This window comes from Streptococcus mitis (assembly GCF_002096925.1).
Lineage (GTDB): Bacteria > Bacillota > Bacilli > Lactobacillales > Streptococcaceae > Streptococcus > Streptococcus mitis_AF.
On record NZ_NCVN01000020.1, the window covers coordinates 1 to 21,591 of the forward strand.

The 21,591-nt window shown below is 41.1% G+C and carries 19 protein-coding genes and 2 tRNA genes; 20 read left to right on the top strand and 1 reads right to left on the bottom strand.

Annotation, left to right across the window (positions count from 1 at the left end; all coding sequences use genetic code 11):
* Positions 1 to 420, top strand: a 420-nt coding sequence (locus B7692_RS05130; RefSeq protein WP_142360021.1) for an IS3 family transposase, incomplete at its 5' end; no start/stop codon positions are given.
* 42 nt (positions 421 to 462) lie between these two features.
* On the opposite strand, the gene plsY is transcribed toward B7692_RS05130, so the two are convergent.
* Positions 463 to 1,104 (bottom strand): glycerol-3-phosphate 1-O-acyltransferase PlsY, encoded by a 642-nt coding sequence (gene plsY / locus B7692_RS05135; protein ID WP_000628804.1) that lies wholly within the window; start codon positions 1,102 to 1,104, stop codon positions 463 to 465.
* A gap of 135 nt (positions 1,105 to 1,239) precedes the next feature.
* Here plsY and parE point away from each other — a divergent pair, with 135 nt between their 5' ends.
* The 19 genes from parE to B7692_RS05230 all read left to right on the top strand — a co-directional run.
* Positions 1,240 to 3,183, top strand: a complete 1,944-nt coding sequence (parE, locus tag B7692_RS05140; RefSeq protein ID WP_000037262.1) for a DNA topoisomerase IV subunit B — start codon at positions 1,240 to 1,242, stop codon at positions 3,181 to 3,183.
* A gap of 27 nt (positions 3,184 to 3,210) precedes the next feature.
* The gene (locus B7692_RS05145; protein WP_025171149.1) at positions 3,211 to 4,029 is read left to right on the top strand and encodes an aminoglycoside 6-adenylyltransferase; all 819 of its coding nucleotides are present in this window, start codon (positions 3,211 to 3,213) and stop codon (positions 4,027 to 4,029) included.
* A 341-nt stretch (positions 4,030 to 4,370) separates the two neighbouring features.
* Complete coding sequence (gene parC / locus B7692_RS05150) at positions 4,371 to 6,842, top strand: DNA topoisomerase IV subunit A (protein WP_084930112.1); 2,472 nt, start codon at positions 4,371 to 4,373, stop codon at positions 6,840 to 6,842.
* Between the two features lie 134 nt (positions 6,843 to 6,976).
* Entirely contained in the window at positions 6,977 to 7,999 is a 1,023-nt protein-coding gene (locus tag B7692_RS05155) for a branched-chain amino acid aminotransferase (protein WP_084930113.1), read from the top strand.
* A 22-nt stretch (positions 8,000 to 8,021) separates the two neighbouring features.
* Complete coding sequence (locus tag B7692_RS05160; RefSeq protein WP_084930114.1) at positions 8,022 to 9,989, top strand: peptide ABC transporter substrate-binding protein; 1,968 nt, start codon at positions 8,022 to 8,024, stop codon at positions 9,987 to 9,989.
* 97 nt (positions 9,990 to 10,086) lie between these two features.
* Complete coding sequence (locus B7692_RS05165) at positions 10,087 to 10,317, top strand: DUF2969 domain-containing protein (RefSeq protein WP_000037113.1); 231 nt, start codon at positions 10,087 to 10,089, stop codon at positions 10,315 to 10,317.
* A gap of 49 nt (positions 10,318 to 10,366) precedes the next feature.
* Positions 10,367 to 10,447: transfer RNA gene (locus tag B7692_RS05170), tRNA-Tyr, on the top strand.
* Positions 10,448 to 10,456: 9 nt separating this feature from the next.
* Positions 10,457 to 10,528 (top strand) — tRNA-Gln (locus tag B7692_RS05175).
* A gap of 161 nt (positions 10,529 to 10,689) precedes the next feature.
* Positions 10,690 to 11,892: a 30S ribosomal protein S1 gene (gene rpsA / locus B7692_RS05180; RefSeq protein WP_001001631.1), complete on the top strand. Its 1,203-nt coding sequence runs from the start codon at positions 10,690 to 10,692 to the stop codon at positions 11,890 to 11,892.
* A gap of 85 nt (positions 11,893 to 11,977) precedes the next feature.
* Positions 11,978 to 12,475 carry a GAF domain-containing protein gene (locus B7692_RS05185; protein WP_084930115.1) on the top strand — a complete coding sequence of 166 codons (498 nt, stop codon included), beginning with the start codon at positions 11,978 to 11,980 and terminating at the stop codon, positions 12,473 to 12,475.
* On the top strand, positions 12,475 to 14,130 hold the full coding sequence (dnaX, locus tag B7692_RS05190; RefSeq protein ID WP_084930116.1) for a DNA polymerase III subunit gamma/tau: 1,656 nt from the start codon (positions 12,475 to 12,477) through the stop codon (positions 14,128 to 14,130). Before B7692_RS05185 ends, dnaX begins: the two co-directional genes overlap by 1 nt.
* A 27-nt stretch (positions 14,131 to 14,157) precedes the next feature.
* Positions 14,158 to 14,352, top strand: coding sequence for a DUF3272 domain-containing protein (locus tag B7692_RS05195; protein WP_001081602.1), 195 nt, complete (start codon positions 14,158 to 14,160; stop codon positions 14,350 to 14,352).
* Positions 14,353 to 14,502: 150 nt separating this feature from the next.
* A complete protein-coding gene (sufC, locus tag B7692_RS05200; protein WP_000114489.1) occupies positions 14,503 to 15,273 on the top strand; it encodes a Fe-S cluster assembly ATPase SufC in 771 nt (256 codons plus the stop codon).
* Positions 15,274 to 15,300: 27 nt separating this feature from the next.
* Entirely contained in the window at positions 15,301 to 16,563 is a 1,263-nt protein-coding gene (sufD, locus tag B7692_RS05205; protein WP_000159662.1) for a Fe-S cluster assembly protein SufD, read from the top strand.
* Positions 16,564 to 16,573: 10 nt separating this feature from the next.
* The gene (locus B7692_RS05210) at positions 16,574 to 17,800 is read left to right on the top strand and encodes a cysteine desulfurase (protein WP_084930117.1); all 1,227 of its coding nucleotides are present in this window, start codon (positions 16,574 to 16,576) and stop codon (positions 17,798 to 17,800) included.
* Entirely contained in the window at positions 17,787 to 18,227 is a 441-nt protein-coding gene (gene sufU, locus B7692_RS05215) for a Fe-S cluster assembly sulfur transfer protein SufU (protein WP_084930118.1), read from the top strand. Before B7692_RS05210 ends, sufU begins: the two co-directional genes overlap by 14 nt.
* A 57-nt stretch (positions 18,228 to 18,284) precedes the next feature.
* A complete protein-coding gene (gene sufB, locus B7692_RS05220; RefSeq protein WP_084930119.1) occupies positions 18,285 to 19,697 on the top strand; it encodes a Fe-S cluster assembly protein SufB in 1,413 nt (470 codons plus the stop codon).
* A 123-nt stretch (positions 19,698 to 19,820) separates the two neighbouring features.
* Positions 19,821 to 21,212 carry an APC family permease gene (locus tag B7692_RS05225; protein WP_084930120.1) on the top strand — a complete coding sequence of 464 codons (1,392 nt, stop codon included), beginning with the start codon at positions 19,821 to 19,823 and terminating at the stop codon, positions 21,210 to 21,212.
* 221 nt (positions 21,213 to 21,433) lie between these two features.
* Positions 21,434 to 21,591: transposase (locus B7692_RS05230; RefSeq protein ID WP_205008222.1), on the top strand; the 158-nt coding region annotated here is incomplete at its 3' end.

The following is a 21,591-nucleotide window of genomic DNA, read 5'->3' on the forward strand; positions in this document are numbered from 1 at the left end:
CCTGTTTTAGATGGCTTTAATAGCGAAATTATTGCTTTTAATCTTTCTTGTTCTCCTAATTTAGAACAAGTAAAAACAATGTTGGAACAAGCCTTCACAGAGAAACACTACGAGAATACGATTCTCCATAGTGACCAAGGTTGGCAATACCAACACGATTCTTATCATCGGTTCCTAGAGAGTAAGGGAATTCAAGCATCCATGTCACGTAAGGGTAACAGCCCAGACAACGGTATGATGGAGTCCTTCTTTGGGATTCTGAAATCGGAAATGTTTTACGGTTACGAGAAGTCATTTCAGTCGCTTAAGCAATTGGAACAAGCCATTGTAGACTATATTGATTACTACAATAATAAACGAATTAAGGTAAAACTAAAAGGACTTAGCCCTGTGCAATACAGAACTAAATCCTTCGGATAAATTAATTGTCTAAATTTTGGGGGTCAGTACAGAACTGGCGTTTTATTTTTTAGGATGTTGATGGGTTAGGTTTAATCCCCAAGGGACTAAATTTTCAGTCTTGTTTTTGATACGAGCGATATTATCCTTATGACGAATGATAATCAAACTAGCAAGTACTAGGATAATAGCGATGAAGAGAGGGTCATAGTTGCTCAGGATAAAACCAAAAAGTGGAAAGAGTAGAACCCCGATGACGGCTGCGATAGATGCTGTGACACTAGACAGTGAAATCATACTACCAAGATAGAGGGTTCCAAAGAAAACAACTGCAAGGTAGAGACAGAAGACAGGTGCAAATCCGAAAACCACTCCAGCACTGGTTGCGACAGCCTTACCACCCTTAAATCCTGCAAAGATAGGGAAGGTATGGCCAATAACAGCCAAAAGTCCAAAGATGAGAGGCGAAACGCCTTGTAGATGAAACATAATCGGAAGAAGTGTTGCTAGGGTCCCTTTGAAAAAGTCAATCACAAAGGTTGCCATACCAGCTTTCTTGCCTAAAATGCGGAAGGTATTGGTCGTTCCAGTGTTACCAGAACCATGCTCGCGCAGATTGATTTGAAAGAATACTTGTCCAATCCAGAGACCAGACGGAATCGAACCCAGCAGATAAGCTAGGATTAATAAAACTATTGTAATCATACTCCTATTATATCATGAATTGGGAAAGAAATGCAGAGAATCTCTTCTGAAATTGTCACACCGGAGAAAGAAAAATTTTGCAAAATCCTTGGAAAACCTGTAGAATAGTAAAGATGAACGAATAGGAGGTTCCTTGTGTCAAAAAAGGAAATCAATATTAACAATTATAATGATGATGCCATTCAGGTGCTAGAAGGGTTGGATGCGGTCCGAAAACGTCCAGGGATGTATATCGGATCGACCGATGGCGCTGGGCTCCACCACCTAGTCTGGGAAATCGTCGATAATGCTGTCGATGAAGCCTTGTCTGGATTTGGTGACCGTATTGATGTGACCATTAATAAAGACGGCAGTTTAACGGTTCAAGACCACGGACGTGGGATGCCGACTGGGATGCACGCCATGGGAATTCCAACTGTTGAGGTTATCTTTACCATTCTCCACGCTGGAGGAAAATTCGGTCAAGGGGGCTATAAGACATCAGGTGGACTTCACGGGGTGGGTTCTTCCGTCGTTAACGCCCTTTCTAGCTGGCTAGAAGTTGAAATCACTCGCGATGGTGCAATCTACAAGCAACGTTTTGAAAATGGTGGCAAACCTGTCACGACCTTGAAGAAAATTGGTACAGCACCTAAATCTAAAACAGGTACCAAAGTCACCTTCATGCCTGATGCGACGATATTCTCTACGACAGATTTCAAGTACAATACCATCTCAGAACGCCTCAATGAGTCAGCCTTTCTTTTAAAAAATGTGACCTTGTCTCTGACAGATAAGCGAACAGATGAAGCGATTGAATTCCACTATGAGAATGGGGTACAAGACTTTGTTTCTTATCTGAACGAAGACAAGGAGACCTTGACGCCGGTTCTTTACTTTGAAGGGGAAGACAATGGTTTCCAAGTGGAAGTGGCCCTCCAGTACAATGATGGTTTTTCAGATAACATCTTGTCCTTTGTCAATAACGTTCGCACCAAGGACGGTGGAACGCACGAGACAGGACTTAAGTCTGCCATTACAAAGGTTATGAACGACTACGCGCGTAAGACGGGGCTTCTCAAGGAAAAAGATAAAAACCTTGAAGGTTCAGACTATCGTGAGGGACTAGCAGCCGTTCTTTCTATCTTAGTTCCGGAAGAACACCTCCAGTTTGAAGGACAGACCAAGGACAAACTAGGAAGCCCTCTTGCTCGTCCCGTTGTGGATGGAATGGTGGCGGATAAGTTGACCTTTTTCCTTATGGAAAATGGGGAATTGGCTTCTAACCTCATCCGCAAGGCTATCAAGGCCCGTGATGCTCGCGAAGCGGCACGTAAGGCGCGTGATGAGAGCCGTAATGGTAAGAAAAATAAAAAAGATAAGGGCTTGTTGTCTGGGAAATTGACCCCAGCCCAATCCAAAAATCCTGCTAAGAATGAACTCTATCTAGTTGAGGGGGACTCTGCCGGCGGTTCTGCCAAACAAGGTCGTGACCGTAAGTTCCAGGCAATCTTGCCTCTTCGTGGTAAGGTTATCAATACAGCCAAAGCCAAGATGGCGGATATCCTCAAAAATGAAGAAATCAATACCATGATTTATACTATTGGTGCGGGTGTTGGAGCAGACTTTTCTATTGAGGATGCCAACTATGACAAGATCATTATCATGACCGATGCGGACACCGACGGTGCCCACATTCAGACTTTACTCTTGACATTTTTCTACCGCTACATGCGTCCGCTAGTTGAGGCAGGACATGTTTATATCGCCCTCCCGCCTCTTTACAAGATGTCAAAAGGTAAAGGCAAGAAAGAAGAAGTAGCCTACGCATGGACAGACGGAGAACTTGAAGAACTCCGCAAACAGTTCGGTAAAGGTGCAACACTCCAACGCTACAAGGGGCTTGGAGAGATGAATGCGGATCAACTCTGGAAAACAACTATGAACCCAGAAACGCGTACCCTTATCCGTGTAACCATTGAAGATTTGGCTCGCGCCGAACGTCGTGTCAATGTCCTTATGGGAGACAAGGTCGAACCACGACGTAAGTGGATTGAAGACAATGTCAAGTTTACGCTGGAAGAAGCGACAGTGTTTTAAGTTAGTTTTTAATGAATGGGTATAAAAATGAGAACTGAAACAGAAATGCTCGATGTAATTTTAAAGACTGCTGAAACCTTACAAGTCGCGGCTGTCGCCATGTCTGGTTCACGGACAAACCCAAAGGCCCTAAAAGATGAATTTCAAGACTATGACGTGATCTATGTCGTGGACGATTTAGATAATCTGACGAGTGACCTTTCTTGGTTGGGGCAGTTTGGTAAATGCCTGATTGAACAGTATGTCCTACTTGACCAGCGACATCTTTATCTCATGCTCTTTGAAGATGGCAATAGGATTGATTTGACCCTCTGCCCCAAAGACTACATTCAAGAGTGGATAGACAGTGAGGCCGGATTTACTATTTTAGAAGATCCAGAGCATTTATTTGAACCCTATTCCCCAAATATAGAGCGTTACTGGACAAGCCCAGCTAGTGCGATAGAGTTTGAAAAAACCTGCAATGAATTTTGGTGGGTATCAACTTACGTGGTCAAAGGAATCTGTCGCAAGCAAGTCATCTATGCCACTGACCATCTCCACGGTATTTGTCAGCAAGAACTTCTAAAGGTCTTGGCTTGGCAAGTTGCAACTGATAAGGGGATGGTTGATATTGGCAAGAACTATAAATATCTCTTTAAGTATTTACCTACTGAGAAAGGAAAGGAATTCTCGAATCTGCTTGATTTTTCAAGCATAGATAAAATCACTCAGTCTTTGTTTGCTACGATGAATTTTTTCCACCAAGAGGCTCAGTCCCTTGCTCAAAAGAAGGGTTTTGACTATGATATGGAAGTAGCTGAGAAGATGATTGAGTATGCTGAGGAGAGACTTCTTAATCGCTAACTAACTAAAGACCTTAATTTAAAAGATTAAACTACAGAAAGGGTCGTTTGGTTATTTGTAGTAACTGAACACGGGACTAATTTTATTCGGAAAAAGTCAAATCGTCTTGACTTCATCGAGCCCTACATCGATTTTCTATTTTTCTACAGACATTTTTGGCAAGCCAAATCGTCCCTTTATATCTTAACTGAACACCTTTTCTGTAAAAACCTACTCTACATTCTTTGAAAGGAGTTGAACACGCCCTAAATGCTAGGTGAAAAAGATAAATTCTCTTGTGAGCTTTCTTACTTCAAGAATTTTCTATTTTCACTTGGTATTTTACGGGCTCTGTATCCTATATGAGTAACATTCAAAACATGTCCCTGGAGGACATTATGGGAGAGCGCTTTGGTCGCTACTCAAAATACATTATTCAAGACCGGGCTTTGCCAGATATTCGTGATGGCTTGAAGCCGGTTCAGCGCCGTATTCTTTATTCGATGAATAAGGACGGTAATACCTTTGACAAGAGTTATCGTAAATCGGCTAAGTCTGTCGGGAATATCATGGGGAATTTCCACCCACATGGTGACAGTTCTATCTATGATGCCATGGTTCGTATGTCGCAGGACTGGAAAAATCGTGAGATTCTAGTTGAAATGCACGGTAATAACGGTTCTATGGACGGAGATCCGCCTGCGGCTATGCGTTATACCGAGGCGCGTTTGTCAGAGATTGCTGGTTATCTCCTTCAGGATATCGAGAAAAAGACCGTTCCTTTTGCTTGGAACTTTGACGATACCGAGAAAGAACCGACTGTTCTGCCGGCAGCCTTTCCAAACCTTTTAGTCAATGGTTCGACTGGAATTTCGGCTGGTTATGCCACGGACATTCCACCGCACAATTTGGCTGAAGTCATTGATGCAGCGGTTTACATGATTGACCACCCAACTGCCAAGGTAGATAAACTAATGGAATTCTTGCCTGGACCAGACTTCCCGACTGGAGGGATTATCCAGGGGCGTGATGAAATCAAGAAGGCCTATGAAACTGGGAAAGGGCGCGTGGTTGTTCGTTCCAAGACTGAGATTGAAAAGCTAAAAGGTGGTAAGGAACAAATTGTTGTTACTGAGATTCCTTATGAAATCAACAAGGCCAATCTAGTCAAGAAGATTGATGATGTTCGTGTCAATAATAAGGTGGCAGGTATTGCTGAGGTTCGCGATGAGTCTGACCGTGACGGTCTTCGTATCGCGATTGAACTCAAGAAAGACGCTAATACGGAGCTTGTTCTCAACTACCTATTTAAGTACACTGACCTACAAATCAATTACAATTTTAACATGGTGGCAATTGACAATTTCACGCCTCGTCAGGTTGGGATTGTTCCAATCTTGTCTAGCTATATTGCCCACCGTCGTGAAGTGATTTTGGCGCGTTCACGCTTTGATAAGGAAAAGGCTGAAAAACGTCTCCATATCGTCGAAGGTTTGATTCGTGTGATTTCAATCTTGGACGAAGTCATTGCGCTTATCCGTGCTTCTGAGAATAAGGCTGACGCTAAGGAAAATCTTAAGGTCAGCTATGATTTTACGGAAGAACAGGCTGAGGCTATCGTAACCTTGCAACTGTACCGTTTGACCAATACAGACGTAGTTGTCTTGCAAGAAGAAGAAGCAGAACTTCGTGAGAAGATTGCCATGCTTGCGGCTATTATCGGTGATGAGCGGACTATGTACAATCTCATGAAGAAAGAACTTCGGGAGGTTAAGAAGAAGTTTGCGACACCTCGTTTGAGTTCTTTAGAGGATACTGCTAAAGTAATTGAGATTGATACAGCTAGTCTTATCGCCGAGGAAGATACCTATGTCAGCGTGACCAAGGCCGGTTACATCAAGCGTACCAGCCCGCGTTCTTTTGCAGCTTCAACGCTAGAGGAAATTGGCAAACGTGATGATGACCGTTTGATTTTTGTTCAATCTGCCAAGACAACCCAGCATCTTTTGATGTTCACAAGTCTTGGAAATGTCATTTATCGACCAATCCATGAATTGGCAGACATTCGCTGGAAGGACATCGGAGAGCATCTGAGCCAAACCATTACAAACTTTGAAACGAACGAAGAAATCCTTTATGTGGAAGTCGTGGATCAGTTTGATGATGCGACAACTTATTTTGCAGCTACTCGTCTCGGTCAAATCAAGCGTGTAGAACGCAAAGAATTCACCCCATGGCGAACCTACAAGTCTAAGTCAGTTAAGTATGCTAAGCTCAAAGACGAGACAGACCAGATTGTAGCAGTGACTCCGATTAAACTAGATGATGTTCTCTTGATTAGTCAAAACGGTTATGCTCTGCGTTTCAATATCGAGGAGGTTCCTGTTGTTGGTGCTAAGGCTGCAGGTGTCAAGGCTATGAACCTGAAAGAAGATGATGTCCTCCAATCGGCCTTTATCTGTAATACCTCGTCCTTCTACCTCTTGACTCAGCGTGGAAGTTTGAAACGTGTTTCTGTTGAGGAAATTCCAGCAACCAGCCGTGCCAAACGTGGTTTACAAGTTTTGCGTGAGTTGAAAAACAAACCGCATCGTGTCTTCTTAGCAGGAGCAGTTGCAGAACAAGGCTTCATCGGTGATCTCTTCAGTACAGAAGTGGAAGAGAACGACCAAACGCTGCTTGTTCAATCCAACAAAGGAACAATCTATGAAAGCCGATTGCAAGACTTGAACTTGTCAGAACGCACTAGCAACGGAAGCTTCATTTCTGATACGATTTCAGATGAAGAAGTTTTTGACGCTTATTTTAAAGAAGTATATACAGAAGCCAAATAAGTGAAATGAAGAATCAGTTCTAAGAGCTGGTTCTTTTTTATTGAAGAAATTTTCTGAAAATTACAAAATATACTTGCTATTTTAGAAAAATAGTGTAGAATAAAAGAAATAGGTTTTAGAATAAGGAGTGGAATATGACAGTAACGATTGATTGGGAAAATCTCGGTTTTTCCTATATGAAATTACCTTATCGCTATATTGCTCATTTTAAAAATGGACAATGGGATCAAGGAGAGTTGACAGAAGATGCAATCTTGCATATTTCAGAGTCTTCTCCAAGTCTTCACTATGGTCAACAAGCATTTGAAGGTTTAAAAGCTTATCGTACTAAGGATGGTAGTGTTCAACTGTTCCGTCCTGATGAAAATGCCAAACGTCTGCAACGTACTTGTGATCGTCTCTTGATGCCACAAGTTCCAACAGAAATGTTTGTAGAAGCTTGTAAAGCAGTTGTTCGTGCGAATGAAGAATATGTACCACCATACGGAACAGGTGGAACCTTATATCTTCGCCCTCTTTTGATTGGTGTCGGAGATATTATTGGGGTTAAACCAGCAGAGGAATACATTTTCACCATCTTTGCTATGCCAGTTGGAAATTACTTTAAGGGTGGATTGGTTCCAACCAACTTCTTGATTCAGGATGAATACGACCGTGCCGCTCCAAATGGTACAGGTGCGGCTAAGGTTGGTGGGAACTATGCTGCCAGTCTCTTGCCAGGGAAATTGGCCAAGTCACGTCATTTCTCAGATGTTATCTATCTAGACCCATCAACTCATACAAAGATTGAAGAAGTCGGATCAGCTAACTTCTTTGGAATTACAGCTGATAATGAATTTGTAACACCATTGAGTCCTTCTATCTTGCCATCTATTACCAAGTATTCTTTGCTTTATTTGGCAGAACATCGCTTGGGCTTAACTCCTATTGAGGGGGATGTCCCGATTGATAACCTTGACCGTTTTGTAGAGGCAGGTGCCTGTGGTACAGCAGCGGTTATTTCTCCAATTGGAGGTATTCAACACGGTGATGATTTCCATGTATTCTATAGTGAAACAGAAGTAGGCCCTGTGACTCGTAAATTATATGATGAATTGACAGGAATTCAGTTTGGTGATATTGAAGCGCCAGAAAGTTGGATTGTAAAAGTAGATTAAAATAAACTAAAGGAGATTTTTTATGAAATCGAAAAAGTGGCTTTTAACAGCAGGAGTGGTCCTGAGCACAACAGCTCTATTAGCGGCTTGTGGAAAAGCTGATAAAGAAGCAGATGCACCGACAACATTTTCATATGTCTATGCAGTAGATCCTGCGTCTTTGGACTATAGTGTAGCGACTCGTACATCTACAACAGATGTCATCGGGAATGTGGTTGATGGATTGATGGAAAATGACCAATACGGAAATGTTATTCCTTCCTTAGCTGAAGATTGGTCTGTCTCAAAAGATGGTTTGACTTATACCTATAAACTTCGTAAAGGAGTTAAATGGTACACATCAGAAGGCGAAGAATATGCAGAAGTAACAGCCCATGACTTTGTGACAGGACTAAAACACGTAGCTGACGGAAAGTCAGACGGTGTCTCTCTCATCCAAAATTCAATCAAGGGCTTGGATGCCTACATGACTGGTGAGACCAATGATTTCTCTACAGTTGGTGTTAAGGCCTTGGACGATTATACAGTTGAATATACCCTAAATAAACCAGAAAGTTTCTGGAACTCTAAAGTCACCACAGCAACGATGTTACCTGTAAATGAAGAGTTTTTGAAGGCATCAGGTAAAGATTATGGAGCAGTTACTCCAGCAGGGATTCTTTACAATGGTCCTTATATCTTGAAGACCTTGACATCTAAATCGTTAATCGAATACGAGAAAAATCCAAACTACTGGGATAAAGAAAAGGTAAAAATCGAGAAAATCAAATTGACCTACTACGATGGTTCTGATCAGGAATCGTTGATTCGTAGCTTCTCTTCAGGTGCCTATACGACAGCCCGTCTCTTCCCAAGTAGCTCAAACTTTGCTTCAACTTTGGAACAATACGGAGATAAAATCACTTATAGCCCACAGGACTCAAGTAGTTATTACTTCACCTTTAACGTAAATCGTCAGTCATATAATAAAACTGCGAAAACAAGTGAAGAGCAAAAGACTTCTACTAAAGAAGCTATGCTTAATAAGGACTTCCGTCAGGCTATCAACTTTGCCTTCAACCGCCATTCTTATGCTGCCCAGCTAAATGGTGAAGACGGTGCGGATAAGATTATTCGTAACAGCCTTGTTCCTGACAACTTTGTACAAGCAGGTGGGAAAAACTTTGGTCAAATCGCTCAAGCAGAGTTGGTGAACTATGGTGACCAGTGGAAAGGTGTTGAGCTAGTTGACGGTAAGGATTCTATCTACAACCCTGATAAGGCTAAAGCTGCGTTCGAAAAAGCTAAGAAAGACTTGGAATCTAAAGGGGTAACTTTCCCAATTCACTTGGATGTCCCAGTTGAACAAACAGACACCATCGCCGTTCAACAAAGTAACTCTTTCAAACAGTCAATTGAATCAACTCTTGGTGCTGAAAATGTTGTCATCGATGTTCTTCAAATGACTGATAATGAAAAGGAAACAATCACTTCACAAGCGCGTGTTCCTTCTCAAAAAGACTATGATTTGAACAGTACAGGATGGGCTCCAAGCTATCAAGACCCAGCATCTTACTTGAATATCATGGATCCTAAATCAGGTTCTGCTATGAAACACCTTGGTATTACTAAAGGGAAAGATAAGGATGTTGTAGCTAAACTTGGTTTGGACCAATATAAGAAATTATTGGATGATGCCGATTCAGAAACTACGAATCTTGAAGAGCGCTATGAAAAATATGCTAAGGCTCAAGCTTGGTTGACAGATAGTTCATTATTGATGCCGACAGCCTCATCTGGCGGTTCTCCAGTTGTAAGTAATGTAGTGCCATTCTCAAAACCATACTCACAAGTTGGTATTAAGGGTGACCCATATATCTTTAAAGGAATGAAATTGCAAAAAGATATCGTTACGACAAAAGAATATGAAGAAGCACTGAAAAAATGGCAAAAAGAAAAATTGGAATCAAATGGTAAGTACCAAAAAGAACTAGAAAAACACATTAAATAAAGCGGAGAACTCTATATCAGACAAGCCTGATGTAGAGTTTTTTCTTGCTAGTTTTAGGATTTTCTTGTAAAATAGAAAAAGTGAAGAGAGGTATGAAATGAGTAAGAAAGATAAAAAAATTGAAATTCAAGTAGCAGATGCCAAGGTTAATGTAGGAAAAGACAGTTTTGAAGGTTATACATTGACTATCGGTAAAAAAGTTATCGGAGAAATTGCCGAATTAGATGGACAATTTGCCATTATAAAGAATGGGAATGTCGATAGTTTTTATAAAAAATTGGAAAAAGCTGTGGAAATTTTGATTGAAAATTATAATTTAGCAAAATAAGTCTTGTTTTTTTGAAATTTTCATGATATAATGGTCCATGTTGATTGTAGGAGAGATAGCGAAGAGGCTAAACGCGGCGGACTGTAAATCCGCTCCTTCGGGTTCGGGGGTTCGAATCCCTCTCTCTCCATTTCATCAATGGGGTATAGCCAAGCGGTAAGGCAAGGGACTTTGACTCCCTCATGCGTTGGTTCGAATCCAGCTACCCCAGTTCTTAGGTAATAATCAAGATAAAAATCAAAATATCTTAGGGTATTTTATTTTTATAATTGAAAGACGTGAACGATATGAACATGTCCTTGCGGGTGCTTAGGAAAAAAATTATAAGTATGTCAAGTTTAAGAAAAACTTGATTGTTGGAGGATTTTTTAGATGAACGAATTTGAAGATTTGCTAAATAGCGTTAGCCAAGTTGAGACTGGTGATGTTGTTAGTGCTGAAGTATTGACAGTTGATGCGACTCAAGCTAACGTTGCAATCTCTGGAACTGGTGTTGAAGGTGTCTTGACTCTTCGCGAATTGACGAACGATCGCGATGCAGATATCAATGACTTTGTTAAAGTAGGAGAAGTATTGGATGTTCTTGTACTTCGTCAAGTAGTTGGTAAAGATACTGATACAGTTACATACCTTGTATCTAAAAAACGCCTTGAAGCTCGCAAAGCATGGGACAAACTTGTTGGTCGCGAAGAAGAAGTTGTTACTGTTAAAGGAACTCGTGCCGTTAAAGGTGGACTTTCAGTAGAATTTGAAGGTGTTCGTGGATTTATCCCAGCTTCAATGTTGGATACTCGTTTCGTACGTAACACTGAGCGTTTTGTAGGTCAAGAATTTGATGCTAAAATCAAAGAAGTTGACGCTAAAGAAAACCGCTTCATCCTTTCACGTCGTGAAGTTGTTGAAGCAGCTACAGCAGCAGCTCGTGCTGAAGTATTCGGTAAATTGGCTGTTGGTGATGTTGTAACTGGTAAAGTTGCACGTATCACAAGCTTCGGTGCTTTCATCGACCTTGGTGGTGTTGACGGATTGGTTCACTTGACTGAATTGTCACACGAACGTAACGTATCACCAAAATCAGTTGTAACTGTTGGTGAAGAAATTGAAGTGAAAATCCTTGATCTTAACGAAGAAGAAGGACGCGTATCACTTTCACTTAAAGCAACAACACCTGGACCATGGGATGGCGTTGAGCAAAAATTGGCTAAAGGTGATGTAGTAGAAGGAACAGTTAAACGTTTGACTGACTTCGGTGCATTTGTTGAAGTATTGCCAGGTATCGATGGACTTGTTCACGTATCACAAATTTCACACAAACGTATTGAAAATCCAAAAGAAGCTCTTAAAGTTGGTCAAGAAGTTCAAGTTAAAGTTCTTGAAGTTAACGCAGATGCAGAGCGCGTATCACTTTCTATCAAAGCTCTTGAAGAGCGTCCAGCTCAAGAAGAAGGACAAAAAGAAGAAAAACGTGCTGCTCGTCCACGTCGTCCAAAACGTCAAGAAAAACGTGATTTCGAACTTCCAGAAACACAAACAGGATTCTCAATGGCTGACTTGTTCGGTGATATCGAACTTTAATCAAATTGAAAATTCACAAAATCCTTTGTTTACTAAACAAGGGATTTTTCTTTTGTCTGTAAGCCTTTTTTGATATAATAGTCCTATGTTAGAATCAGAAAAAAAATCACGTTATCAAATGTTAAATGAGGAGCTCTCTTTTTTATTGGAAGGCGAAAACAATGTTTTGGCTAATCTTTCCAACGCCAGTGCTCTTTTAAAATCGCACTTTCCTAATACTGTATTTGCAGGCTTTTATTTATTCGATGGAAAGGAATTGGTTTTAGGTCCCTTCCAAGGAGGCGTTTCCTGCATCCGTATTGCACTAGGCAAAGGTGTTTGTGGGGAGGCAGCCTACTTTCAGGAAACTGTTCTGGTTGGTGATGTAACAACTTATCCCAACTATATTTCTTGTGATAGTCGAGCTAAAAGTGAAATTGTTGTCCCAATGATAAAGAATGGTCAACTACTTGGAGTTCTGGATCTGGATTCTTCAAAGGTTGATGATTATGATGCTATGGATCGAGATTATTTGGAACAATTTGTCGCTATTTTGCTTGAAATGACAGAATGGGACTTTACAATGTTTGAGGAGAAAGCCTAATGTATCAAGCACTTTATCGAAAATATAGAAGTCAAAACTTCTCCCAGTTGGTTGGACAGGAAGTTGTGGCTAAGACTCTTAAACAAGCAGTGGAGCAAGAGAAAATAAGTCATGCTTATCTTTTTTCTGGTCCACGGGGAACGGGAAAAACCAGTGTAGCCAAGATTTTTGCCAAAGCTATGAACTGTCCAAATCAAGTGGGTGGTGAACCTTGTAATAACTGCTATATTTGTCAAGCAGTGACAGATGGTAGTTTAGAAGATGTCATTGAAATGGATGCTGCCTCTAATAACGGGGTGGATGAAATCCGTGAAATTCGTGATAAATCTACCTATGCGCCTAGCCTTGCTCGTTATAAGGTTTATATCATAGATGAGGTTCACATGCTGTCTACAGGAGCTTTTAATGCCCTCCTAAAGACGCTGGAAGAGCCAACACAGAATGTGGTCTTTATTTTGGCCACTACTGAATTGCACAAGATTCCTGCCACTATTCTATCCCGTGTGCAACGTTTTGAATTTAAATCGATTAAGACACAGGATATTAAGGAACATATCCACTATATTTTAGAAAAAGAAAATATCAGTTCTGAACCAGAGGCTGTGGAAATCATTGCCAGACGGGCTGAAGGTGGAATGCGAGATGCCTTGTCTATTTTGGATCAAGCCTTGAGTTTGACACAGGGAAACGAGCTGACGACTGCCATCTCTGAAGAAATTACTGGTACCATTAGCCTATCGGCCTTGGATGATTATGTGTCTGCCTTATCACAACAGGATGTTCCAAAGGCCCTAGCATGCTTGAATCTTCTTTTTGACAATGGTAAGAGTATGACTCGTTTTGTGACCGACCTTTTGCACTATTTAAGAGATTTGTTAATTGTTCAAACAGGTGGAGAAAACACTCATCATAGTCCAGTCTTTGTAGAAAATTTGACACTTCCTCAAGAAAATCTGTTTGAAATGATTCGCTTGGCGACAGTCAGTTTAGCAGATATTAAGTCTAGTTTGCAGCCTAAGATTTATGCTGAGATGATGACCATTCGTTTGGCAGAGATTAAGCCTGAACCAGCTCTTTCTGGGGAAGTTGAACATGAAATTTCTGCATTGAGACAGGAAGTTGCGCGTCTCAAAGAAGAACTCGCAAATGTGGGAACTGTAGCTAAGCCAACAAATCCAGCTCCTAGTCGTCCAACAGCAGGCAAAACAGTCTATCGTGTGGATCGCAATAAGGTTGAATCTATCTTACAAGAGGCCGTTGAAAATCCTGATTTAGCACGTCAAAATCTGATTCGCTTGCAGAATGCCTGGGGAGAGGTGATTGAAAGTCTTGGAGGTCCTGATAAGGCTCTGCTAGTTGGTTCTCAACCGGTTGCAGCCAATGAACACCATGCTATTCTTGCTTTTGAATCTAACTTCAATGCTGGTCAAACCATGAAACGGGACAATCTCAACACCATGTTTGGTAACATCCTCAGTCAGGCAGCAGGTTTTTCACCTGAGATTTTAGCCATTTCCATGGAGGAATGGAAAGAAGTTCGCGCAGCCTTTTCAGTTAAAGCCAAATCTTCTCAAACTGAAAAAGAAGCAGAAGAAAGCCTGATTCCAGAAGGATTTGAATTTTTGGCTGATAAAGTGAAGGTAGAGGAAGACTAAAGAAAGATTTCATGATACAATAAGTTTATGAATAGACAACAATTTATCATCATCGCGCTGTTTACAGCTGCTGAGACCTATTTTTTCAATGAAGCCTGGATGACTGGTCGCTATATTATGGCAGCCTTTTGGGCCATTTTGCTCTTTAGAAATTTCCGAGTTAGTTACTTGATGGGCAAGATTGTAGATGTCATTGACCAGCATTTAAAAGGAAAAGACTAGTCCTCAGCTTCTAGACAAAATCAAAGCCTTTTAGGCTTTTTTTTGTTATACTATAAAAGTATATTTATTGACCTTTTACCGTATTTTCTAGGGAAATCAAGTATGTTTCTAGTAAGCACTGTAAAGGTCTTGAAAAAGAAAGGAATTATCATGTCAGTATTAGAGATCAAAGATCTTCACGTTGAGATTGAAGGAAAAGAAATTTTAAAAGGGGTTAACCTGACCCTGAAAACAGGAGAAATCGCCGCTATCATGGGACCAAATGGTACTGGTAAATCGACTCTTTCTGCCGCTATCATGGGAAATCCAAACTATGAAGTTACCAAAGGTGAAGTCTTGTTTGATGGCGTCAACATCCTTGAGTTGGAAGTGGACGAGCGTGCGCGTATGGGACTTTTCCTTGCTATGCAATACCCATCAGAAATTCCTGGTATTACTAACGCTGAGTTTCTTCGTGCAGCCATGAATGCTGGTAAAGAAGATGATGAAAAAATTTCAGTTCGCGAGTTCATCACTAAGCTAGATGAAAAAATGGAATTGCTCAACATGAAAGAAGAAATGGCTGAGCGTTACCTCAACGAAGGTTTCTCTGGTGGTGAGAAAAAACGTAATGAGATTCTTCAACTTTTGATGTTGGAACCAACTTTTGCCCTTTTGGATGAGATTGACTCTGGTCTTGATATTGATGCCCTTAAAGTTGTTTCTAAAGGTGTTAATGCTATGCGTGGTGAAGGCTTTGGTGCTATGATTATCACTCACTACCAACGTCTTTTGAACTACATCACACCTGATGTGGTACACGTCATGATGGAAGGTCGTGTTGTCCTTTCTGGTGGTCCAGAATTGGCTGCGCGTTTGGAACGTGAAGGATACGCAAAACTAGCTGAAGAACTTGGCTATGACTACAAGGAAGAATTGTAATTCCCTCGTGTCTTTTAGGAGAAGTAAATGACTAAAGAAAATATTAAACTTTTTTCAGAAATGCACGCTGAACCAAGCTGGTTGGCTGATCTCCGTCAAAAAGCTTTTGACAAGATTGAGACTTTGGAATTACCAGTTATTGAGCGTGTCAAATTCCACCGTTGGAATCTGGGTGATGGAACGATTACAGAAAACGAGCCATCAGCAAATGTTCCAGATTTCACAGCTCTAGATAATCACTTGAAATTGGTTCAAGTAGGAACTCAAACTGTTTTTGAGCAAACTCCAGTTGAGTTGGCTGAACAGGGTGTTGTCTTTACAGATTTCCATTCAGCTTTAGAAGAAATTCCAGAGCTGATCGAAGAATTCTTCATGTCATCTGTTAAGTATGACGATGACAAGTTGGCAGCCTACCACACAGCTTATTTCAACAGTGGTGCTGTTCTCTATATTCCTGATAATGTTGAGATTAAAGAACCAATCGAAGGAATTTTCTACCAAGACAGCGATAGCGATGTGCCGTTTAACAAGCATATTATGATTATCGCTGGTAAAAATTCTAAGATTAGTTATTTGGAGCGTTTAGAGTCACGCGGTGAAGGAAGTGCCAAAGCAACTGCTAATATCACAGTAGAAGTAATTGCACGTTCTGGAGCTCAAGTGAAGTTTGCTGCGATCGACCGTCTAGGTGAAAACGTCACTGCCTACATTAGCCGTCGTGGTAAATTAGGCAACGATGCAAGCATTGACTGGGCAATTGGTGTCATGAACGAAGGGAACGTCGTTGCGGACTTTGATAGCGACTTGATTGGAAATGGTAGTCATGCAGATCTCAAGGTCGTAGCTCTTTCAAGTGGCCGTCAGGTGCAAGGAATTGACACTCGAGTAACAAACTATGGTTGTAATTCAATCGGAAATATCCTACAACATGGGGTTATTCTTGAAAAAGCAACCTTGACCTTCAATGGTATTGGCCACATTATCAAGGGTGCCAAGGGAGCAGATGCCCAACAAGAGAGCCGAGTTCTTATGCTTTCAGACCAAGCGCGTTCAGATGCCAATCCAATTCTTTTGATTGACGAAAATGATGTTACTGCAGGCCATGCGGCTTCTATCGGTCAGGTAGATCCAGAAGATATGTACTACCTCATGAGCCGTGGTCTGGATAAGGCAACTGCAGAACGCTTGGTTGTTCGTGGTTTCCTTGGATCTGTTATCGTTGAGATTCCAGTCAAGGAAGTTCGTGATGAAATGATTGCAACTATCGAAGAAAAATTGTCAAAACGCTAAGGGGAAGCCTATGTTAGATGTAGAAGTGATTCGCAAGGATTTTCCAATTTTAGACCAGATTGTTAATGATGAACCATTGGTTTATTTGGACAATGCTGCGACGACACAAAAACCACTAGCAGTTCTGGAGACGATTAACCGCTACTATGAGAAGGACAATGCCAATGTTCATCGTGGCGTTCATACCTTGGCTGAAAGGGCGACAGCTTCTTATGAGGCGGCTCGTGAAACCATTCGTAAGTTTATCAATGCAGGGTCTACAAAGGAAGTTCTCTTTACTAGGGGAACGACAACCAGTCTTAACTGGGTAGCACGCTTCGCTGAGGAAATTCTTACTGAGGGAAACCAAGTTTTGATTTCTGTCATGGAACACCATTCCAACATCATTCCTTGGCAGGAAGCCTGCCGCAAGACTGGGGCAGAGCTTGTCTATGTCTATCTTAAGAATGGAGCTCTGGATATGGATGATTTGCGAGCTAAATTGACTGATAAAGTTAAGTTTGTCTCCCTTGCTCACGCCTCAAATGTCCTGGGTGTGGTCAATCCAATAAAAGAAATCACTCAATTGGCGCACCAAGTGGGAGCCGTCATGGTGGTGGATGGTGCTCAGTCTACACCCCATATGAAGATTGATGTACAGGATTTGGATGTGGACTTCTTTGCCTTTTCAGGTCACAAGATGGCGGGTCCAACTGGTATCGGTGTTCTTTACGGTAAAGAAAAGTATCTGGAACAAATGTCACCAGTAGAATTTGGCGGCGAAATGATTGATTTCGTCTATGAGCAATCTGCTAGTTGGAAGGAATTACCTTGGAAATTCGAGGCAGGAACTCCCAATATGGCTGGTGCAATCGGACTGGCAGCAGCAGTGGATTATCTAGAAAAGATTGGTATGGATGTGATTGAAGCCCATGAACAGGAACTGATTGAATACGTCTATCCAAAACTGCAGGCGATAGAAGGCTTGACTATTTACGGTTCACAGGATTTGGCTCAACGTTCAGGTGTTATTGCCTTTAACCTAGGCGACCTTCATCCGCACGACCTTGCGACTGCTTTGGATTATGAAGGAGTGGCTGTTCGAGCAGGTCACCATTGTGCGCAACCTTTGCTCCAGTATTTGGATGTTCCAGCAACAGCTCGTGCAAGTTTTTATATCTATAATACAAAGGCAGATTGCGACAAGCTAGTCGATGCCTTACAAAAGACAAAGGAGTTTTTCAATGGCACTTTCTAAACTAGATAGCCTTTATATGGCAGTGGTAGCGGACCATTCGAAAAATCCACATCATCAAGGAAAGTTGGAAGATGCTGAACAAATCAGTCTCAACAATCCAACCTGTGGGGATGTCATCAACCTCTCTGTCAAGTTTGATGCAGAGGACCGTTTGGTAGATATTGCTTTTCTAAACTCAGGATGTACGATTTCAACTGCCTCTGCTAGTATGATGACAGATGCCGTTTTAGGCAAGACCAAACAAGAAATCTTAGAACTTGCGACCATTTTTTCTGAAATGGTTCAAGGGCAAAAAGATGAGCGTCAAGACCAACTTGGAGACGCAGCCTTCTTATCAGGCGTTGCAAAATTCCCTCAACGAATCAAGTGTGCAACCCTAGCTTGGAACGCCCTGAAGAAAACAATTGAAAATCAAGAAAACAAGTAAGGCAAGTTTCTTTTGTCTTATGAATCAGTAGAAATGAAGAATGAAAGAAAGGATATTATGGCTGAAGAAAGAGTAGAACCAAAACCAATTGACCTTGGTGAATATAAATTTGGTTTCCATGATGATGTAGAGCCTGTCCTATCGACAGGAAAAGGATTGAATGAAGATGTCATTCGTGAACTATCAGCTGCTAAGGGAGAACCAGAGTGGATGTTAGAATTTCGTTTGAAGTCTTATGAAACCTTCAAAAAAATGCCCATGCAAACTTGGGGAGCAGACTTGTCAGAGATTGATTTTGATGACTTGATCTACTACCAAAAATCATCTGATAAACCAGCTCGTTCATGGGATGAGGTTCCTGAAAAAATTAAAGAAACCTTTGAACGTATTGGTATACCAGAAGCTGAGCGTGCTTATCTAGCTGGTGCCTCTGCCCAGTACGAGTCAGAAGTGGTTTACCACAATATGAAGGAAGAGTTCCAGAAATTGGGGATTATCTTTACAGATACGGATTCTGCCCTCAAGGAATACCCAGACTTGTTTAAACAATACTTTGCTAAGTTGGTACCGCCGACTGATAACAAGTTGGCTGCCCTTAACTCAGCAGTATGGTCTGGTGGAACCTTTATCTACGTACCAAAAGGTGTTAAGGTAGATATTCCACTTCAAACTTACTTCCGTATCAACAACGAAAATACTGGTCAGTTTGAACGTACCTTGATTATCGTTGACGAAGGAGCAAGTGTCCATTATGTAGAAGGATGTACAGCGCCAACTTATTCAAGTAACAGCTTGCATGCTGCCATTGTAGAAATCTTTGCCTTGGATGGAGCTTATATGCGTTATACGACTATCCAAAACTGGTCTGATAACGTCTATAACTTGGTAACAAAACGTGCTAAAGCCTTGAAAGATGCGACAGTTGAGTGGATTGATGGAAACTTGGGTGCTAAAACAACCATGAAATACCCATCTGTTTACCTAGATGGAGAAGGGGCGCGTGGAACCATGCTTTCGATTGCCTTTGCTAATGCAGGGCAACACCAAGATACTGGTGCTAAGATGATCCACAATGCTCCACATACTAGCTCGTCTATTGTGTCTAAATCTATCGCTAAAGGCGGAGGGAAGGTTGACTACCGTGGACAAGTAACCTTTAACAAAAACTCTAAGAAATCTGTCTCTCACATCGAATGTGATACCATTATCATGGATGACTTGTCAGCATCAGATACCATTCCATTTAATGAAATTCACAACTCGCAAGTAGCTTTGGAACACGAAGCTAAGGTATCTAAGATTTCAGAAGAGCAACTCTATTACCTTATGAGCCGTGGATTGTCAGAATCTGAGGCAACTGAGATGATTGTTATGGGATTTGTGGAGCCCTTCACAAAAGAACTTCCAATGGAATATGCAGTTGAGCTGAATCGCTTGATTAGCTATGAGATGGAAGGATCAGTTGGGTAAGAATATGTAGAATCTGAGCAGGATTTATTCTGTTCGGATTTTTTTGAAAAATTATCTTATAAATATTCACAAAATCCCTTTTATATGATAAAATAAAACAATCATATTTAATGGAGATGACCTATGAATATTTTTAGAACAAAAGATGTTAGCTTGGGACGTACTGAAATGCACCGTCATTTAAAAGTATGGGATTTGATTTTATTAGGAATCGGTGCCATGGTAGGAACTGGGATTTTTACCATTACAGGAACCGCAGCAGCAACGCTTGCTGGTCCGTCACTGGTTGTATCTATAGTGATTTCTGCCCTGTGTGTTTCTTTATCCGCCCTCTTTTTCGCAGAGTTTGCCTCTCGTGTTCCTGCAACTGGTGGTGCTTATAGTTATTTGTATGCAATTTTGGGTGAATTACCAGCTTGGCTTGCTGGTTGGTTAACTATCATGGAATTCATGACAGCGGTTTCTGGTGTGGCCTCTGGCTGGGCAGCTTATTTTAAAGGCTTACTCAGTAACTATAGTATTTCAATGCCTCAAGCCTTGAATGGGACCTTTAACCCTGAGCAGGGTACCTATATAGACCTTTTACCTATTTTGGTATTGACACTGGTAACCGGTTTAGTTTTATTAAATTCCAAGGCAGCCTTGCATTTTAATTCGCTTCTAGTCGTCTTGAAATTCTCTGCTCTCGCTTTGTTTATTCTAGTTGGTATCTGGTATATTAAACCAGAAAATTGGTCCAACTTTGCTCCTTTTGGTTTTGGTCAAATTTATGGTGGAAGTACTGGAATAATGGCAGGAGCATCTTTGATGTTCTTTGGTTTCCTAGGATTTGAATCTATTTCGATGGCTGTTGATGAAATTCAAAATCCACAAAAGAATATCCCACGAGGTATTGTTTTGTCTTTGACAATCGTAACGATTCTCTATGCTCTGGTTACATTAGTATTGACAGGGATTGTTCACTACAACCAACTCAATGTGGACGATGCGGTAGCATTTTCATTGCGAAGTATAGGAATTGGTTGGGCAGCTAATTATGTGTCATCAGTGGCCATTTTGACCCTAATAACAGTGTGTATTTCTATGACTTATGCCTTATCGCGTATGATTTACAGTTTAGCACGTGATGGTCTTTTACCTCGAAGTTTTAAGCAATTAAGCAAAACAAGTCGTGTTCCTAAAAATGCGACCATCTTAACTGGAGTTGCTTCTGCAATTGCAGCAGGAGTGTTTCCACTGGCTAGTATTGCAGCCTTTCTAAATATTTGTACGCTTGCTTATCTTATCTTATTGGCTTATGGAATTATAAAACTTAGAAAGGATAAGGGAATGCCTAAAGAAGGAGAATTCAAAACTCCCCTAGTTCCCTTGTTGCCGATTCTCTCGATTCTAATCTGTCTTTCCTTTATGCTTCAATATAGTGTAGAAACATGGATTGCGTTTGGAATTGCTCTTGTAGTTGGACTTGTGATTTACTTTACTTATGGCTATCGTCATTCTACACTTTCTGAATAAAGAAAAAGCTGGAACTTTGAACTGCACCCCAAAAGTTAGACAGAAAAAAACTAACTTTTGGGGTGTTTTTCTTATGTGACTATTAGTCCGTCTCGCTCCGTTAGGTGAGAGACAAAAAAACCACCCGCTATGCGGGTGCGCGTCGAAGGTTATACCAAAAAAACTCCGAACGCGATGCAATAAAGGTGTTCAAGCCAATTGTAAAGCGAAAGGAGAAAAATATGGCACAAAAGGCTCATAGTTTATCGCACACAAAGTGGCACTGTAAGTATCACATTGTGTTCACCCCTAAGTATAGACGAAAAGTTATCTATAATCAATATCGAAGTAGTTTAGGCGAAATATTTCATCGCTTGTGTAGTTATAAAGGAGTTGAAAT

Coding starts and splice junctions, on each gene's coding strand:
- plsY (WP_000628804.1), bottom strand. CDS start 1,104: ATGATTACAATAGTTTTATTAATCCTAGCTTATCTGCTGGGTTCGATT.
- B7692_RS05185 (WP_084930115.1), top strand. CDS start 11,978: ATGTTAGAATCAGAAAAAAAATCACGTTATCAAATGTTAAATGAGGAG.
- sufU (WP_084930118.1), top strand. CDS start 17,787: ATGGCACTTTCTAAACTAGATAGCCTTTATATGGCAGTGGTAGCGGAC.
- B7692_RS05225 (WP_084930120.1), top strand. CDS start 19,821: ATGAATATTTTTAGAACAAAAGATGTTAGCTTGGGACGTACTGAAATG.
- B7692_RS05210 (WP_084930117.1), top strand. CDS start 16,574: ATGTTAGATGTAGAAGTGATTCGCAAGGATTTTCCAATTTTAGACCAG.
- sufB (WP_084930119.1), top strand. CDS start 18,285: ATGGCTGAAGAAAGAGTAGAACCAAAACCAATTGACCTTGGTGAATAT.
- rpsA (WP_001001631.1), top strand. CDS start 10,690: ATGAACGAATTTGAAGATTTGCTAAATAGCGTTAGCCAAGTTGAGACT.
- dnaX (WP_084930116.1), top strand. CDS start 12,475: ATGTATCAAGCACTTTATCGAAAATATAGAAGTCAAAACTTCTCCCAG.
- parC (WP_084930112.1), top strand. CDS start 4,371: ATGAGTAACATTCAAAACATGTCCCTGGAGGACATTATGGGAGAGCGC.
- B7692_RS05145 (WP_025171149.1), top strand. CDS start 3,211: ATGAGAACTGAAACAGAAATGCTCGATGTAATTTTAAAGACTGCTGAA.
- sufC (WP_000114489.1), top strand. CDS start 14,503: ATGTCAGTATTAGAGATCAAAGATCTTCACGTTGAGATTGAAGGAAAA.
- B7692_RS05160 (WP_084930114.1), top strand. CDS start 8,022: ATGAAATCGAAAAAGTGGCTTTTAACAGCAGGAGTGGTCCTGAGCACA.
- sufD (WP_000159662.1), top strand. CDS start 15,301: ATGACTAAAGAAAATATTAAACTTTTTTCAGAAATGCACGCTGAACCA.
- B7692_RS05195 (WP_001081602.1), top strand. CDS start 14,158: ATGAATAGACAACAATTTATCATCATCGCGCTGTTTACAGCTGCTGAG.
- B7692_RS05155 (WP_084930113.1), top strand. CDS start 6,977: ATGACAGTAACGATTGATTGGGAAAATCTCGGTTTTTCCTATATGAAA.
- B7692_RS05165 (WP_000037113.1), top strand. CDS start 10,087: ATGAGTAAGAAAGATAAAAAAATTGAAATTCAAGTAGCAGATGCCAAG.